The organism is Shewanella sp. Choline-02u-19, from assembly GCF_002836205.1.
In the GTDB taxonomy this organism is placed as follows: Bacteria; Pseudomonadota; Gammaproteobacteria; order Enterobacterales; family Shewanellaceae; genus Shewanella.
This window is the reverse complement of sequence record NZ_PJBE01000013.1, coordinates 2,994,563-3,011,466: the sequence shown is the minus strand read 5'-3', so window position 1 is coordinate 3,011,466 and position 16,904 is coordinate 2,994,563. Positions and strand designations below refer to the sequence as shown.

Annotated in this window: 16 protein-coding genes; 15 read left to right on the top strand and 1 reads right to left on the bottom strand. The window is 44.1% G+C overall.

What is annotated here, in order from left to right; translation table 11 throughout:
- The first annotated feature begins 7 nt into the window (after positions 1-7).
- From mutL to CXF83_RS19720, 13 genes are all read left to right on the top strand, one after another.
- On the top strand, positions 8-1,864 hold the full coding sequence (gene mutL / locus CXF83_RS19780) for a DNA mismatch repair endonuclease MutL (RefSeq protein ID WP_101092529.1): 1,857 nt from the start codon (positions 8-10) through the stop codon (positions 1,862-1,864).
- Entirely contained in the window at positions 1,857-2,783 is a 927-nt protein-coding gene (gene miaA / locus CXF83_RS19775; RefSeq protein ID WP_101092528.1) for a tRNA (adenosine(37)-N6)-dimethylallyltransferase MiaA, read from the top strand. Before mutL ends, miaA begins: the two co-directional genes overlap by 8 nt.
- 95 nt (positions 2,784-2,878) lie before the next feature.
- The gene (gene hfq, locus CXF83_RS19770; RefSeq protein WP_101092527.1) at positions 2,879-3,157 is read left to right on the top strand and encodes an RNA chaperone Hfq; all 279 of its coding nucleotides are present in this window, start codon (positions 2,879-2,881) and stop codon (positions 3,155-3,157) included.
- A 20-nt stretch (positions 3,158-3,177) separates the two neighbouring features.
- Complete coding sequence (hflX, locus tag CXF83_RS19765; protein WP_101092526.1) at positions 3,178-4,473, top strand: ribosome rescue GTPase HflX; 1,296 nt, start codon at positions 3,178-3,180, stop codon at positions 4,471-4,473.
- A 48-nt stretch (positions 4,474-4,521) separates the two neighbouring features.
- On the top strand, positions 4,522-5,661 hold the full coding sequence (hflK, locus tag CXF83_RS19760) for an FtsH protease activity modulator HflK (RefSeq protein WP_101092525.1): 1,140 nt from the start codon (positions 4,522-4,524) through the stop codon (positions 5,659-5,661).
- Positions 5,662-5,664: 3 nt separating this feature from the next.
- The gene (hflC, locus tag CXF83_RS19755) at positions 5,665-6,543 is read left to right on the top strand and encodes a protease modulator HflC (RefSeq protein WP_101092524.1); all 879 of its coding nucleotides are present in this window, start codon (positions 5,665-5,667) and stop codon (positions 6,541-6,543) included.
- 416 nt (positions 6,544-6,959) lie between these two features.
- Complete coding sequence (gene petA / locus CXF83_RS19750) at positions 6,960-7,550, top strand: ubiquinol-cytochrome c reductase iron-sulfur subunit (protein ID WP_101092523.1); 591 nt, start codon at positions 6,960-6,962, stop codon at positions 7,548-7,550.
- Positions 7,550-8,764 carry a cytochrome b gene (locus CXF83_RS19745; protein WP_101092522.1) on the top strand — a complete coding sequence of 405 codons (1,215 nt, stop codon included), beginning with the start codon at positions 7,550-7,552 and terminating at the stop codon, positions 8,762-8,764. Before petA ends, CXF83_RS19745 begins: the two co-directional genes overlap by 1 nt.
- Complete coding sequence (locus CXF83_RS19740) at positions 8,764-9,459, top strand: cytochrome c1 (protein ID WP_101092521.1); 696 nt, start codon at positions 8,764-8,766, stop codon at positions 9,457-9,459. The genes CXF83_RS19745 and CXF83_RS19740 overlap by 1 nt, the downstream gene beginning before the upstream one ends.
- Before the next feature lie 109 nt (positions 9,460-9,568).
- Positions 9,569-10,198, top strand: coding sequence for a stringent starvation protein SspA (sspA, locus tag CXF83_RS19735; protein ID WP_101092520.1), 630 nt, complete (start codon positions 9,569-9,571; stop codon positions 10,196-10,198).
- Entirely contained in the window at positions 10,198-10,653 is a 456-nt protein-coding gene (locus CXF83_RS19730) for a ClpXP protease specificity-enhancing factor (RefSeq protein ID WP_101092519.1), read from the top strand. Before sspA ends, CXF83_RS19730 begins: the two co-directional genes overlap by 1 nt.
- 248 nt (positions 10,654-10,901) lie before the next feature.
- Positions 10,902-11,474: an anthranilate synthase component II gene (locus CXF83_RS19725; RefSeq protein ID WP_101092518.1), complete on the top strand. Its 573-nt coding sequence runs from the start codon at positions 10,902-10,904 to the stop codon at positions 11,472-11,474.
- Positions 11,475-11,577: 103 nt separating this feature from the next.
- On the top strand, positions 11,578-14,055 hold the full coding sequence (locus tag CXF83_RS19720; protein WP_101092517.1) for a S9 family peptidase: 2,478 nt from the start codon (positions 11,578-11,580) through the stop codon (positions 14,053-14,055).
- A gap of 72 nt (positions 14,056-14,127) precedes the next feature.
- On the opposite strand, the gene CXF83_RS19715 is transcribed toward CXF83_RS19720, so the two are convergent.
- Positions 14,128-15,561: a DEAD/DEAH box helicase gene (locus CXF83_RS19715; RefSeq protein WP_101092516.1), complete on the bottom strand. Its 1,434-nt coding sequence runs from the start codon at positions 15,559-15,561 to the stop codon at positions 14,128-14,130.
- A gap of 380 nt (positions 15,562-15,941) precedes the next feature.
- On the opposite strand from CXF83_RS19715, the gene CXF83_RS19710 reads away from it, so the two are divergent.
- Both CXF83_RS19710 and CXF83_RS19705 read left to right on the top strand, forming a co-directional pair.
- Positions 15,942-16,148: a DUF3565 domain-containing protein gene (locus CXF83_RS19710; protein ID WP_101092515.1), complete on the top strand. Its 207-nt coding sequence runs from the start codon at positions 15,942-15,944 to the stop codon at positions 16,146-16,148.
- Between the two features lie 196 nt (positions 16,149-16,344).
- Positions 16,345-16,695, top strand: coding sequence for a DUF3622 domain-containing protein (locus tag CXF83_RS19705; RefSeq protein ID WP_101092514.1), 351 nt, complete (start codon positions 16,345-16,347; stop codon positions 16,693-16,695).
- Positions 16,696-16,904: the final 209 nt, after the last annotated feature.

Genomic DNA, 16,904 nt, shown 5'->3' with positions numbered 1-16,904 from the left:
GTAAATAATGGCCATAGAAAAGTTACCTCCCCAGCTTGCTAACCAGATAGCCGCTGGAGAAGTTGTTGAGCGTCCAGCTTCTGTTATCAAGGAGTTGGTGGAGAACAGCTTAGATGCCGGAGCAACAAAAGTTGACATCGAAATCGACAAAGGCGGCAGTAAACTTATTCGTATTAGGGATAATGGCTTAGGGATCCCTAAAGAGGATCTTGAATTAGCGTTATCTCGGCACGCCACTTCTAAACTTAAATCACTTGATGATCTCGAAGCGATTATGAGCTTTGGATTTCGAGGCGAAGCGTTAGCCAGTATTAGCTCTGTTTCTCGCCTCACTTTAACGTCAAGAACGGCAGCGCAAACCGAAGCATGGCAAGCCAAGGCCGAAGGGACTGAGATGGCGGTGCAAATATTGCCAGCAGCACATCCTGTTGGAACCACCATTGAAGCCATCGATCTGTTTTTCAATACTCCGGCTAGGCGTCGTTTTTTAAAAAGTGATAAAACGGAATTCACCCATATTGATGAATGGTTAAAGCGAATTGCGTTAGTCAGGCGCGATATTCACTTTACCCTTAAGCATAATGGTAAAAGTGTCCGCAATTATCGGCCCGCCAATACCGAAATCCAATACTTACAGCGTTTGGGGCTCGTGTGTGGCAAAGCATTTGCAGAAACCTGTTTGCATATTAGTTGCCAGCATAATGACTTAACCTTAAGCGGTTACCTTCAAGCACCTAATACTGTGTCCGGCTATTGTGAAACACAGTACTTTTACGTTAACGGTCGCTTGATTAAAGACAGACTGGTGAATCACGCTGTGAGGCAAGCATTCTCTGAGTATGCCGCAGGGGTTTCACCTGGTTATGTATTAATGCTCGAGCTAGACCCGCATCAAGTGGACGTTAATGTTCATCCTGCAAAGCATGAGGTCCGTTTCCATCAAAGCCGTTACGTGCATGATTATATTTTACAGGCATTGCAATCTGCTATGGCACAGTCTGCTGAGCTGGAGGGAATTGAGTCACAGCATGATATAACAGGGGAGCATCCATCGACCAATAGTGGAGCAACTGCATCTGCTCAAGGTTATGCACCAGTCAGTAGTAAGCCATCTTCCTCTTTTAGCGTCAGCGAGCGCCCACCAGTAGCATCATCAAGTTACAACGACGAGCCGTCCAGTTATAAAGCCCCGTTAAGGCCTGCAACTCACCGAGCGGAAGTCAATTTACCTTCGCAAAGTAGTTTAGACGCCTATGGTAGCTTGCTCAGTACCAGCACTTCAGCGACATTGACTAATGTCGTCAGCACCAGTTCCACCACTGCGGTGGCTGGCGCAACTGTCAATATGCCTCCTGTATTAGCCGATAAGTATTGGGTGATCGCTAAGCAAGACACGTTGAGCTTACTGAGCATTGTTGATGTGATTAAAGCAACTGTGCGTGAAGAGATAAGTGCTAAGTTAGGACAAGGGCTTGTTGGTCAACCATTGCTGATGCCTGTTGCTGTTCCTGTTGATAAGGTCTGGAGCGAGGTCATTGAAAACAGAGAGCAATTGCTGAGAAAGTTGGGAATTGAGTTATCTATTCGACTCGGGCAGTTGATTATCAAAAAAGTGCCCCCATATCTGAGAGATAGCCAATTGGCTTCGGTGATCCCAGCATTATTACAATGGATCCGATTTGAGTTACCCTGTGACGCAGCATTAGTTAATTGGCTTGCAGAGCAATCCTCAGGTCGTTTTACTGCCACTGCCGAGGCGTGGTTAGCTTTTAATGCACTCGATGACAGTGTCATCAGCGACCTTTATAATCAAAGCCAAGTATTACCTTGGCAGCAATGGATGAAAGAATCTCAGAGTGACTGACAAGAAAAAACATAAAGTTATCACCTTAATGGGCCCAACAGCTTCAGGTAAAACTGCGCTGGCCATTGAGCTTGTCAAAAACCATGACTGCGAAATTATTTCTGTGGACTCAGCATTGATCTATCAACAGATGGATGTTGGTAGTGCCAAACCTGATGCCGCAGAGTTAGCTGAAGCGCCGCATCGCCTGATTGATCTTATTGATCCGATTGAGAGTTATTCAGCAGCTGATTTTAGAAAAGATGCGCTGATCCAAATCGAAGAAATCATTGGTCGTGGTAAAACACCTTTGCTGGTGGGTGGCACCATGATGTATTTCAAAGCCTTGATTGACGGCTTATCACCTCTTCCTGCAGCAGATGTAGCGATTCGAGCACAAATAGCAGCAGAAGCTGACACTCAAGGTTGGCAAGCATTACATGACCAACTTAAAAGTATTGATCCAGTATCCGCTGAACGTATTCACCCTAATGATCCACAGCGATTAGCGAGGGCATTAGAAGTTTTTCGGATCAGTGGCAAGTCGTTAACCGAGTTAACGAAAACCAAATTAGATGCATTCCCTTACGAAGCAGTGCAATTTGCGATTGCACCTAACGACAGAAAAGTGTTACATAAAGCGATAGAAACTCGCTTTATGTCGATGTTAGGTCAAGGGTTTGTAGAAGAAGTAAAAAATCTAAAAGCTCGCGGTGACTTACATTTAGACCTGCCATCAATGCGATGTGTTGGTTATCGGCAATGTTGGCAGCATTTAGATGGTGAATTTGACTATGAAACCATGGTTGAAAAAGCTATTGTTGCTACTAGGCAATTAGCTAAGCGCCAATTAACATGGCTACGTGGTTGGCCTGACTTAATTTGGCTAGAAAGCGGAGCCGAAAGCAATCTTGCTACAGTAATGCGATATAGTCGCTAGCTTATTGGCTGTAGCTGTATAATACTAAAACTAAATAATAAAGTTTTATAGTATTAGAATTACTATTGATATTTCATAAAAAAGGAAATTAGAAAATGGCAAAGGGGCAATCTTTACAAGACCCGTTTTTGAACGCATTGCGTCGTGAACGCGTTCCAGTATCTATTTATCTTGTTAACGGCATTAAGCTACAAGGACAAGTTGAGTCTTTTGATCAATTTGTTATCTTGCTTAAAAACACGGTAAGCCAGATGGTTTACAAGCATGCTATTTCGACAGTGGTACCTTCACGTCCATTTAACGTGAGTAACCACCAAGCGACAAATGCTCAAGCTGGTTTTAACGCTCAGCATGATGAAATTGATGAGAAGTAATTTTTTGAGGAGATTGCTTTTTGTTTGATCGTTATGAGGCCGGAGATCGAGCAGTACTTGTCCACATTGATTTCTCCGATGAAGATAGCCGAGAGGATCTAGAAGAGCTTAAACTTTTAGTTGAATCTGCTGGGGCCCAATCAATCGGAGTTATTACAGGAAGTCGTCGTGCTCCGGACCGTAAGTTTTTTGTTGGTTCGGGCAAGGCCGAAGAGTTAGCTGCGATGGTTGCGGCTACAGATGCTAACGTGGTGATTTTTAACCACCCATTGAGCCCAGCTCAAGAGCGAAATGTAGAGCATTTGTGTGAATGTCGAGTACTCGACAGAACAACTTTGATCCTTGATATTTTTGCTCAAAGAGCTAGAACCTTTGAAGGCAAATTACAAGTGGAGCTAGCGCAATTGCGCCACATGTCAACGCGCCTAATTAGAGGTTGGACGCATCTAGAAAGGCAGAAAGGCGGGATTGGTCTTCGTGGACCAGGTGAAACCCAGCTAGAAACAGATAGACGTTTGTTACGAGCGCGAATTCGCACTATTAATCGACGTTTAATTAAAGTCGATAAACAGCGTGATCAAAGTCGTAGAGCTAGACAACGAAGTGATATGTCGACAGTGGCATTGGTAGGCTATACCAATGCTGGAAAGTCTACATTATTCAATGCATTAACAACTTCGGATGTTTACGCAGCAGATCAACTTTTCGCAACGTTAGATCCAACGTTGCGAAAATTAGAGTTACCAGATGGCCATGTTATTTTAGCCGATACTGTTGGGTTTATTAGGCATTTGCCTCATGATCTTGTTGCAGCATTTAAAGCTACATTGCAGGAAACACGACAAGCTGATTTGTTATTACATGTCGTGGATAGCGCTGATGAAAACATGGCGGATAACTTTGAGCAAGTTCAAAGAGTGCTTAAAGAGATCGATGCTGACGAAATTCCACAATTGATTGTTTGTAATAAAATCGATCTATTGGATGAGGTGAAACCTCGCATCGATTACGATGATGAGGGGAATCCAATTCGAGTCTGGGTATCTGCCCAGCAGCAAAAAGGCTTGGAGCTAGTTCAGGAAGCTATCAACGATTTAGTTGGTAAAGCGGTTAAAGAACTAACCTTGCAAATTCCTGCTTCGGCAGGACATTATCTTGGCCAGTTTTATAAACTGGATGTAATACAGCAGAAAGAGTATGACGATCTGGGGAACTGTATGATCTCTGTGCGCTTGTTAGAGGCCGATTGGCGTCGACTGGTAAAGCAGAGCCTTGGTGAAATAGAAACTTTTATCGTCGACGATGTCGTCGCATAAATTGTTATTTTAGTAATCTCGCTTAATTCATACACTATGGAGTACTAAATGGCTTGGAACGAGCCCGGTAACAAGGGTCAAGACCCTTGGGGGAAAAAAGGTGGTAACGATAAAGGACCACCTGATTTAGATGAAGTTTTTCGTAACCTTTCTAAGCGCTTTGGCGGCAAAGGTAATGGTTCTGGCGGTGGCATAAGCGCAATCAGCTTGGTTATCGTTTTGGCTATTGCTATTGTGGTTTGGGGCCTATCAGGCTTCTACACAGTTAAAGAAGCTGAGAAGGGTGTTGCACTGCGTTTTGGCGGCTATATTGGTGAAGTTGATCCAGGCCTTCAATGGAAAGCGACCTTCATTGATGAAGTCACTCCAGTGAATGTGCAAACTGTTCGTTCAATTCCAGCTTCTGGTAGCATGCTAACAGCGGATGAAAACGTAGTATTGGTTCAACTTGACGTTCAATATCGAGTGAATAATGCGAAGAATTATCTTTATAGTGTAGTCAATGCTGATGCCAGTCTGCGTGAAGCGACTGACAGTGCGTTACGTTACGTTATTGGCCACAATACAATGGATGATATCTTGACCACTGGTCGAGATAAGATTCGACGTGATACGTGGGATGAGATAGAGCGCATTATCGAAAGCTATAAGCTTGGTATTGTCGTTGTTGACGTTAACTTCTTGCCTGCTCGTCCACCTGAAGAGGTTAAAGATGCCTTTGATGACGCGATTGCAGCACAAGAGGATGAACAACGTTTTATCCGTGAAGCAGAAGCTTACTCTCGTCAGTTAGAGCCTAAGGTTCGTGGTACTGTGCAGAGAATGGATCAACAAGCCAAAGCCTATCAGCAAAGAGTTACGCTTGAAGCTCAAGGTAAAGTTGCTCGTTTTGAACAGTTACTACCAGAGTACCAAATGGCGCCTGATGTCACTCGTGAACGCATGTATTTCGATACTATGGAACAAGTGATGAGTGGGACTAGCAAAGTGCTTATTGACGCTAAAAGTAGCGGCAATTTAATGTATTTACCGCTAGACAAACTGATGCAGAATACTCAGTCACAAACGTCAGTGAGTCCTAAAAGTAAACCTGCACAGCCTGTAACGTCGGTGAATAGCACGACAAATAATCGCAGCATGCCTCTTGATGGTCGCCCATCAAGAGGAGATCGTACGGGGAGGAATTAAGTAATGGGTAAATTTACTGCGGTATTAATCGCTGTACTTATTGCAATCACTCTATCGTCACTTTTAGTGGTTAACGAAGGCGAGCGCGCAATTGTTTCGCGATTTGGTAAAGTCTTAAAAGATGATGGCGTTACGCGAGTTTACAATCCTGGTTTGAATATAAAGATCCCGATGCTTGATAAGGTCAAGTTTTTGGATTCTCGTGTACAAACCTTAGATGGTGCAGCGGACCGTTTTGTGACTTCAGAGAAGAAAGACCTTATGGTCGATTCTTATGTGAAGTGGCGCATCTTGGATTTTGAACGTTACTATTTGTCGACCAATGGTGGTATTAAAGCTAATGCTGAATCGCTGTTGCAACGTAAAATAAATAACGATCTTCGCACTGAGTTTGGTCGCCGTACGATTAAAGAGATCGTTTCTGGTAGCCGTGATGAACTGCAATCTGATGCGCTAAGAAATGCATCAGAAAGTGCTGCTGACTTAGGTATTGAAGTCGTTGATGTTCGCGTTAAGCAGATCAACTTGCCTGATAACGTTAGCACCAGTATTTATCAACGTATGCGTGCAGAACGTCAATCTGTTGCCAAAGAGCATCGCGCTCAAGGGCGAGAGCAGGCTGAAATCATTCGTGCTAAGACCGATGCTAGTGTGACTATTCAGACTGCAGAAGCTGAACGTAAAGCCCTGACCGTTCGTGGTAAAGGTGATGCTGAAGCGGCTAAGATCTATGCAAAAGCTTATACGAAAGATCCTGAGTTTTTTAGCTTTATGCGTAGCTTAGATGCATATAAGTCGAGTTTCGCTGGTGATAGCAATGTGATGGTGCTTGAACCAAACAGTGAATTCTTTAGATACATGAAGAGTTCCACTGGTAAGTAATCTTATCACTCGATAAAAAAGGGCCTAACAAACGTTAGGCCCTTTTTTTGCTTTGAATATTTAATTTTATAGCCTACCGCCAATTCCTACCTATTCAGTCAACTATTCACTCATAGCAATAATAAGCCTACATCTAAGAGTGTAAGTGTCTAATTTAGCAGTGTTTAAACAAGATGTTTTTTGATGTTCTATAGAGCTTGATTGCGGAAGTTATTAGCCTTGATGCTTTCTTTTTATACATAATAGGCATTTAAAGCAACATAGTTAACTTAGTTCTGTGTTTTAACTATGATCTGGTTCTAATTTTTGGCTATAATGAGCTCCGCCTCTAATTTAGGTTTTTAATCTCTGGCTGTAAGTCAGATTTTGAGAAACTTGATATAACAAAAATTCCAACACTCTCTGGAGATAAGTGGATGAGCAATGCGCCAGTCGATACCGGACGTCGCAGATTTCTGACCGCAGCAACCGCCGTAGTAGGTGGTGCTGGTGCCGCTGCTGTAGCGGTTCCGTTTATAAAGTCATGGAATCCGAGTGCCAAAGCGAAAGCAGCAGGTGCGCCGGTTGAAGTAAACATAAGTAAAGTCGAGCCAGGTCAACTTATTCGAGTTGAATGGCGTGGTAAGCCTGTATGGGTTGTTCGTCGTACCAAGGAGATCTTAGCGGGTCTGCCTGCTATTGACGATCAGCTTCGCGATCCAGCTTCTGTGGAACCACAGCAGCCTGCATACGCGCAGAACACATGGCGTTCAATTAAGGAAGAGTACTTCATAGCCGTTGGCTTGTGTACTCACCTAGGTTGCTCTCCAACTTACTTACCAGATACATTTGGTGAGCAGGTAGAAGGTGTTGCATCTGGCTTCTTCTGCCCTTGTCACGGTTCTAAGTTTGATATGGCTGGTCGCGTTTTCCAGGGTGTACCTGCGCCATTGAACCTCGTCATCCCTCCACATCAGTATATTGATGATGGTACCGTGATTATCGGTGTCGATAAAGGAGCTGCGTAATGGTTAAGAATATCATTGATTGGATTGACGAACGTATTCCTATGACCGCGACGTATAATCGCCATGTCGGTCAATATGCGACACCAACCAACTTTAACTTTTGGTACTTTTTTGGCTCATTAGCCATGCTCGTACTGGTTAACCAACTGCTTACCGGTATCTGGTTAACGATGAACTACGTGCCTACAGCGGAAGGTGCGTTCGCTTCTATTGAATATATCATGCGTGATGTTGAGTACGGTTGGTTGCTGCGTTATATGCATTCCACCGGGGCATCCGCCTTCTTTGTTGTCATCTATCTTCATATGTTCCGTGGTTTAATCTACGGTTCATACCAGAAGCCTAGAGAGCTGTTATGGCTATTTGGTATGCTTATCTTCCTGGTGTTGATGGCTGAAGCATTTATGGGTTACCTACTACCTTGGGGACAGATGTCCTACTGGGGAGCACAGGTTATTATCTCATTGTTTGGTGCTATCCCATTTATTGGTGATGATCTCACATTGTGGATCCGGGGCGACTTTGTTGTCTCTGGTGCGACCCTAAACAGATTCTTTGCGCTGCATGTTATCGCTCTGCCGCTTGTACTTGTGGTTTTGGTGTTCTTACATCTAATCGCGCTACATGAAGTGGGGTCAAACAACCCAGACGGAATCGAGATTAAGAAGAATAAGGATGAGAATGGTTGGCCTAAAGATGGTATCCCATTCCACCCATACTATACCGTCAAAGATATTATGGGCGTCGCAGGATTCTTGATTGTCTTCTGTTATGTGTTGTTCTTTATGCCTGAAGGTGGTGGTTACTTCCTTGAGGGGCCGAATTTTGAAGCGGCTAACCCGATGAAGACACCTGAACATATTGCACCAGTTTGGTACTTCACACCTTTCTATGCGATTTTGCGTGCGATTCCTGACAAGTTAATCGGGGTTATCGGCATGGGTCTTGCTATTGCGGTTCTGTTCATTCTACCTTGGTTAGATCGTTGTAAGGTTAAGTCAGTTCGTTACCGCAGCATGATCCACAAGCTGAACATTGGTCAGTTTGCCGTATCATTTATTGCATTGGGTTACTTAGGTGCAGTTCCTACAACGGAAATTCTGACTTATGCGGCGCGTTTCTTTACGGTGACTTACTTCGGCTTCTTCTTACTACTGTGGATTTACAGTAAGAACGAGAAGACTAAGCCTGTTCCAGAGAGGTTGACACACTAATGAAAAAATTATTGATTGCATTAGTCGCATTGGTCCCAACTTTGGCGATGGCTTCTGGTGGCGGTGCTCACCTTGAAGACGCAAACATTGACCTAAATGATCAAGCGTCGCTGCAGCGTGGTTTGGATCACTTCCAAAACAACTGTGCAGGTTGTCATAGCACTCAGTATCAGCGTTATGAGCGAGTGGCAACAGATCTCGCTATTCCGCTAGATGTTATGAGCGCTAAGTATGTCCATGGTGAAGCCAAAGTAGGCGAACTTATGGAAAATGCGATTCCTGAAGTTGATGCGGCTAAGTGGTTTGGTGCTACACCGCCAGATCTAACCTTGGTTGCACGTGTTCGCGGCGAAGATTGGGTTTACTCATACCTTAAGGGTTTTTATAAAGATGAAAGCCGTCCGTTTGGTGTGAATAATACTGTTTTCCCCTCTGTTGGTATGCCGCATGTTCTGCAAGAACTTCAGGGCCTAGCAGTTAAGCAGGAAGATGGAACCTTAGTTGCGACTGGCGGAACACTCTCTGCTGAAGAGTATGACCAATACGTCCGTGATATCACAGGCTTCTTAGTTTACTCTGGCGACCCCGTAAAACTTGAGCGTGAAAGCTTAGGTTGGTGGGTGATGGGCTTCCTGTTTATTTTCTTTATTGTGGCTTACCTCTTAAAGAAAGAATACTGGAAAGATGTACACTAAGCCCTATTAAAGGGTAGAATGTATTATCCGCATATTGTAAACGGGGAGCTTTGCTCCTCGTTTGCTTTTGCATTTTTTGCTTTTTGATTTGTGAAACCGGAGGGTATCAATGGCTGTCGCTGCCAACAAACGCTCAATCATGACCCTGTATTCAGGCGCCGATGACCTTTATAGTCATCAAGTACGTATCGTTCTCGCTGAGAAAGGAGTAACGGTTGACGTGCTGCAGGTTGATCCAAATGAGATCCCTGAAGATTTGATCGAGCTTAACCCGTACAACACTGTGCCAACATTGGTCGACAGAGAGCTAGTACTTTATAACTCTCGCATCATTATGGAATACCTAGATGAGCGCTTTCCTCATCCTCCATTAATGCCTGTTTATCCGGTTTCTCGTGGCCAAACTCGTCTTTGGATGCACCGCATCGAAGAAGATTGGTATGCACTTGTAGAGCGCATTAGAAAAGGCGACCGTGCTGAAGCTGCTCGTAAAGAGTTGACTGAAAGCTTAACGGCAATTGCCCCTATCTTCGGTGAAGTGCCTTACTTCATGAGCGAAGAGTTTGGTTTAGCTGATTGTTATTTAGGTCCACTATTGTGGCGTCTACCTGTGTTGGGTATCGAACTTGATAGCCGTGCAGCAAAAGACATTAAAGGTTACATGACTCGTTTGTTCGATCGTGAATCCTTTAAAGCTTCTTTAACAGAGACTGAGCGCGAAATGCGCATGGGTATCTAATGAAAGAGCTGACTCCGAATCGTCCATACTTGTTGCGGGCTTATTATGACTGGTTGATGGATAACCAGTTAACGCCCCATGTTGTTGTTGATGCCTATGTGCCTGGCACACAAGTACCACAACAATATGTTAAAGATGGTCAAATTGTACTTAATATTACTGAAAGTGCTGTAGGTAACCTACAAATCACTAATGAGTTTATTGAGTTCAGTGCACGTTTTGGTGGTGTACCTCAGCAGGTGTTGCTGCCTATGGCTGCAATTGTTGCTATCTACGCCAGAGAAAATGGCGCTGGTACGGTTTTCGATTTAGAAGAGTCGTACCAAATAGATGATGCTGAAGAGACAGGACTTTCTGTAGTGAAAGAGCCTGTGGTTGAAATCAGCGAGCCTGAAGAGGCTAAAGAAGAGGTTAAGGAACCTAAACGCCGTGGTCATTTGACCTTAGTGAAATAGGTTGTAACCTGCCAAGAAAGCCAGTCATTGACTGGCTTTTTTATTGGATAAAATTAACGACAAAACGAACAAGCGGTAACGTTAATCTACTCCACTCTTATAAGTGAAGATTTAGGGACGCTGTGATAGCATCAGCGCCAACTATACTAAACCCTATACAAAGCGATGTTTAGCGCGATTTCCCAGCGTGTTATGGGAACTCTTTCGCCATCGATATTGCAAGTGAAATACAGGCTCACGGCGCTCTTATGATCTTAATGATCGATAACTACGATTCTTTTACATATAACTTGGTGCAGTATTTCCAGCAACTGGATCAAGAGATCACGGTTAGGCGCAATGATGAAATAACCCTAGCGGAAATTGAGTCACTCAATCCTAGTCATATCGTTATCTCCCCAGGTCCTTGCACGCCAAATGATGCAGGGTTATCCCTTGCCATTATTAAGCATTTCGCGGGTGAATTACCCATTTTTGGTGTGTGCTTAGGCCACCAAGCTATTGCCCAAGTATTTGGCTCAAACGTGGTGAAAGCGAAGCGAGTCATGCATGGAAAGACCAGTAAAATAGCGCATTCAGGGAAAGGTTTATTTTCGAGCCTGAATAACCCGCTAACAGTAACGCGATATCACTCTTTATTAATTGATGCCGTCCCTACCGGTTTTGTATTAGATGCTTGGTACGATGATCCGTTACATGGCCGTGAAATAATGGCAATGAGTTGTCCAGAGCAGAAAATCTATTCAGTGCAGTTTCATCCTGAATCAATTTTGACAGAGCAGGGGCATAACTTGTTAGCCAATTTTATCGAAATTACTTAAGTTGCTACTATCTGTTACAAAATTAACTGCGTTTTAAACAAATCCCGTTGGTAAAGTGTGATATAAAAGTCCGCAAAAATACCAATAATAAAAGGGATGGATAATGAAAAGCGTCATTCGTCATATCGGAATGAGTGCTCTAACAGTCGCTATTTTAGCGGGTTGCTCATCGACTAACACCACTGTTGTACCTGAGCTAACTTCCGCTACAAATGTTGTAGCATTGTCAGCGCCTCCACAAGTTGACCAAGCACTTACACTTAATCAGATTATGGCTAATCCAGATTGGATGGGGTTACTTGCAAAAGGGGCTTACTGGAGTGACGATAGCCAATCAATCTATTTTTCTCGCCAAGCCCATGGCAACCCAACTAAAAATTACTATCAACAAGATAGCAAGGGTTCTGCAGCCAACGAGCTTGCGTTAAATCAGCTTCATGCAGCCGATCAAGAATATGGTGTGCTGGATAATGATAAGACGCGTAAAGCCTATCTTTATCAAGGTAACTTGTTTGTAAAAGATCTCGGTTCAAAAGTCATCACTCAACTCACCCGCCAAAATACCAATGTTGATGGTGTCCGCTTTTTGAACAATGGTGATATTGCCTATTGGCAAGGTGATAATATTTTTAAAATTCACCGCGATTCAGGTTTATCCGAGCAGATAGCCAATATCAAAATGGCATCCGCCCCTAAAGGTGTTCAAGATCCTTCAAGCTATATCGCCAAACAGCAACATCGCCTTATTGAATATGTTGCACTGCAACAAAGCAACGCCAAGTCTAAGCAGCAGTATAAAGAAGCTTTAGTTAACGCAGATCCTACTATGGCAGCCAAGACATGGTATTTAGGTGATACTGAAGTGGTCACCGAGCTGAGCTTATCTCCTGACGGACGGTATGTATTGTTGTCACTACGTGACAAAGATTACAGCTGGCGTTCAGAGCACGACATCATGCCGAACTACTTAGGTAAAGACGGTTATGTCGATGCAGTACCTGCCCGCGCCCGTGTTGCCGAAGATACCCCGCCAGGTGAGCGTATGGTTATTCTTGACCTGCAAAATCACACCAAAAAAGACGTTACCATTGAAGGCCTGACGGGTTTTGATGAAGACGTACTGGCGTCAGTTAAGGCAGAAAATGCCAAGGCTAAAGGTGAAAGCTATATTAGCGAAAAATCACCGCGTAAAATTCAATTCATTCAAGATTGGGGATGGTCACAAAGTGCTATCCAATGGCAAGCATCTGGCGATAAAGTCGCGGTGATGCTCGAAGCTATCGATAATAAAGATCGTTGGATAGCGACGGTTGATTTAAGTAAAGGCAGTTTGAAAACTGAACATCGCCTGCACGATGATGCGTGGATTAACTACAACTTTAACCAGTATGGTTGGTTGCCTAATAGCGATAGCCTGTATTACCTTTCTGAAGAGACGGGTTATTCACACCTGTACCTAAAAGCCAGTGGCGAAAAAGCTAAAGCGCTGACACAAGGTCAATATGTGGTAAGTGATATTACATTGGGCCCCAAAGCACAGTTTATCTATTACAAAGCCAATAAAAGCCACCCAGGTATCGATAATGTTTATCGGGTAGAGATAGCAACAGGTAAAGATGAGCAACTAACGCAGTGGCAAGGTCAGCTCGATTATAGTTTGAGCCCTGATGGTACGCAGTTACTGCTCAGTGCTTCTACTCGTACAAAACCTGCAGAGCTTTTTGTACAACCTGTTGGCGGCGCGATAAAACAGCTGACTGATTATACAAGTGATGCATTTAAAAACTATGCATGGCAAGCACCAGAAGTCGTTACTGTTCCATCAACCCATGGTGCCGGCGAGGTGTATGCTCGTGTTTATTTGCCGCAAGGATATAGCAAAGACAACGCTGACAAGTATCCGGCAGTTATTTTTAACCATGGTGCAGGTTATCTGCAAAATGCTCACTACGGCTTCTCTGGTTACTTCAGAGAGTTCATGTTCCACAACTTGCTTGCCCAACAGGGCTACGTAGTCATGGATATGGATTATCGCGGTTCAAAAGGCTACGGCCGAGATTGGCGTACAGCGGTATACCGTCAGATGGGAACCCCTGAAGTTGAAGATCTTAAAGACGGTGTCAGCTGGATGGCGGCTAATGCTAATGTCGATGCTGGTAAAGTGGGCACCTACGGTGGATCTTACGGTGGCTTCTTGACGTTTATGGCGCTATTTAATGAACCTGAACTGTTCCAAGCAGGCGCTGCATTGCGTCCAGTGACTGATTGGGCACATTATAACGCACCGTATACCTCTAATATCTTAAATACGCCAGATGTCGACCCCATTGCTTATGAGCGTAGCTCGCCAATTGAGCATGCTGCAGGTTTACAAAAGCCATTATTGATTATGAGCGGAGTGTTAGATGACAACGTATTCTTCCAAGACAGCGTTCGTTTAGTACAACGTTTGATTGAGCTTGAAAAGCCGATGTTTGAGACTGCGATCTATCCGGTTGAACCTCATGGTTTCCGTCAGCCATCGAGCTGGTTAGACGAATACCGCCGTATTTATAAACTGTTTGAGCAAGAGCTTAAATAACGTTATTCCAGACAATAAAAAGGCTCCCGATGGGAGCCTTTTTTATTTGGTATTCAATGTAATAGCGTGATATTAGCCTTGTGGGCTATTTTCGCTGCGACGACTGCGGCGCTGCCCTGATAACGGCGCAGATCCAGGCTTGCTTGATCGGCTATGTCTTGGGTTTTTATCCGTAGGCTTATGGCCACGCGCCGCTTCTCCGCTGCGTTGTCCATCTTTATGCTCAACTTTACCCGCACCATCTTGTTGGCTGCGATTAGCTGGCTTGGCACTTGAGTTAGAACGTCTTTGGTTGGTGCCTCGAGGGCTACTATTGCGCGGACCTTTGTTTTGTCCGTGAGATTTACCCGTCAAATCGGTCTCTGGCAGAGTATGAGTAGGTTCTAAACCTTCAATAACTCTACGTTCTAAATTTTGCTTGATCAGTAGTTCGATATCACGCAGCAATTTAACTTCATCATCGCTAACCAGTGATACAGCCTGACCAGTAGCACCTGCACGGCCTGTACGTCCGATACGGTGAACATAATCCTCAGGTACATTTGGTAGGTCGAAGTTGACAACTTGAGGTAGCTGATCGATATCAAGGCCACGAGCGGCAATATCGGTTGCGACTAAAATGCGTACATCGCCATTCTTAAATTCAGCCAGTGCTTTAGTACGTGCTCCTTGGCTTTTATTACCATGGATGGCTGCTGCAGTAATGCCTTTAGCCTCGAGACTTTTAGCCAAACGGTTTGCACCATGTTTAGTACGGCTGAAAACCAAGACCTGTTGCCAGTCATTTTGCTTGATAAGCTGAACCAGTACGGCTGCTTTTTGGCCTTTATCGACCGGGCAGATCCACTGGGTTACAGTATTAGCTGTGGCGTTACGAGGTGTTACTGAAATTTCAACCGGATTGTTGACTAAGCCTTTAGCGAGCTTTCGAATATCATCAGAGAAGGTCGCAGAGAACATTAAGTTCTGACGCTTAGCGGGTAGCGCGGCAATAATCTTCTTAATATCGTGAATAAAGCCCATATCTAGCATACGGTCAGCTTCATCTAGTACTAACACTTCAAGCTGGCTAAAGTTGACGGCGCGTTGGTTATAAAGATCAAGCAAGCGACCTGGAGTCGCGACTAGGATGTCAACACCACGACTAAGTTTCGAGATTTGTGGGCCAATGCCGACACCACCAAAAATAACCGCTGATTTTAGAGGCAGGTTTTTACCGTAAACTTCGACACTTTCACCCACTTGAGCCGCGAGTTCGCGCGTCGGTGTTAATACTAAGGCTCGCACTTGTTTTGCTGGAGCTTTGGTGCCTTTTGAAAGAATCTCTAACAGTGGCAATGTAAAGCCTGCTGTTTTGCCTGTCCCAGTTTGGGCGGCGGCCATAACGTCTTTACCTTCAAGTACCGCTGGAATAGCCTGTGCTTGAATTGGAGATGGAGTGTCATAGCCTTTGCTAGCGACAGCTTTCAAAATTTGGGCTGATAAGCCCAGTGAAGCAAAACTCATAGATTGGTCTCATTTCGGCCAGCCAAGCTGGCGTAAAGCGCGCTGACTGCTGTTATAGGAGGGCCGGCTAATGCTGGCGGGCGTGCAGCTTACAGGATCTGCCCAAAAAGCGCCATTTAATAAACAATAGCGCTATTATCTCATCGTTTAGAGTATGGCAGCGAATAGCAGCTTTTGAACGGGAGTACGGGGTAATGATTACCCGCTTAGCTGCTGGGAAAACAGCCTAATGGAGTTAAATTTCTCAATTGTGTGATTTTTAGTCGCTTAAAAGATGTTGTTTCAAGTCTGCACGTGTTAATCTCGCGCCCCTGAAAGTTTATCTATCGACTGCAACTCAAACTTAGCCAATCGCTTTTGGTCTATTTAAGGTGTATGCCTTGCTACAAGCCATTATTAATTATCATAAAGATGATGAACAACATTGGGTTGCAGAGTTAGCTTGTGGTCATAACCAGCATGTGCGTCATCGTCCACCGTGGGAAAACCGTGGTTGGGTGACAAGTACTCGCGGGAGAAAATCTATGCTCGGGTATCAACTCACATGTCAACTATGTGAATTCGACATGGTAGATAAACTGAAGTGATAGCTTAATAGGCGAATTGATCAGTCAGACATATTATTCACGACTATGACTTGGCATGGCAATTAAGCGCTATTACGCTGAAAGAATATTGAAGGTAGCAGCAAAGCAACGGCGATTGCTGTTACTTATTGATTGAGCTAAATCATTAACGCATTAAGCTCAAAGTATTACGATTATTGTTAGGAAAATAAGCAACATGACACAAACAAAGAAGTATGATTTTCGCGTTGTTGAAGATAAAACAACTTGGACTGGCCAGATCACTCGTCGTCAATCAGCTAGAAAAATAGTGGTATCAAAAACCCAAAAAGGTTTTGCTACTGAAGCTGAAGCGATAGCGTGGGGCGAAACTGAGCTGAAATCATTCTTAGAGAACCTTGTTAAGCGTAACGAACGTAAAGCTATAGCGCGTGACGAGCGTAATAAAGCGGCTGACGCTAAAGAGCTTGCAGCAGATGTATGGCGCAGCGCTCGTGACGAAAAGAGAGCATCTGAGAGTGATTCTGAAGATGAAAACCTTGATTACGGCTCAGACGCCGAGCGTTAATTGAGACGCTAACTTGCCAAGTGTTATTACACTATTATTAGGCAAGAGATAAAATTAACCGCGATAAGCTGAGCTTTCGCGGTTTTTTTGTGCTTAAAAGTCAACAGCTATGGCGAATGATGTTGAGTCATAGTCGCCATTTTATTGATCTAGCTCAATTTATGTGAGTCTCATAGCAAATACGCAACTGGCGTTTTATTCTGCGATTA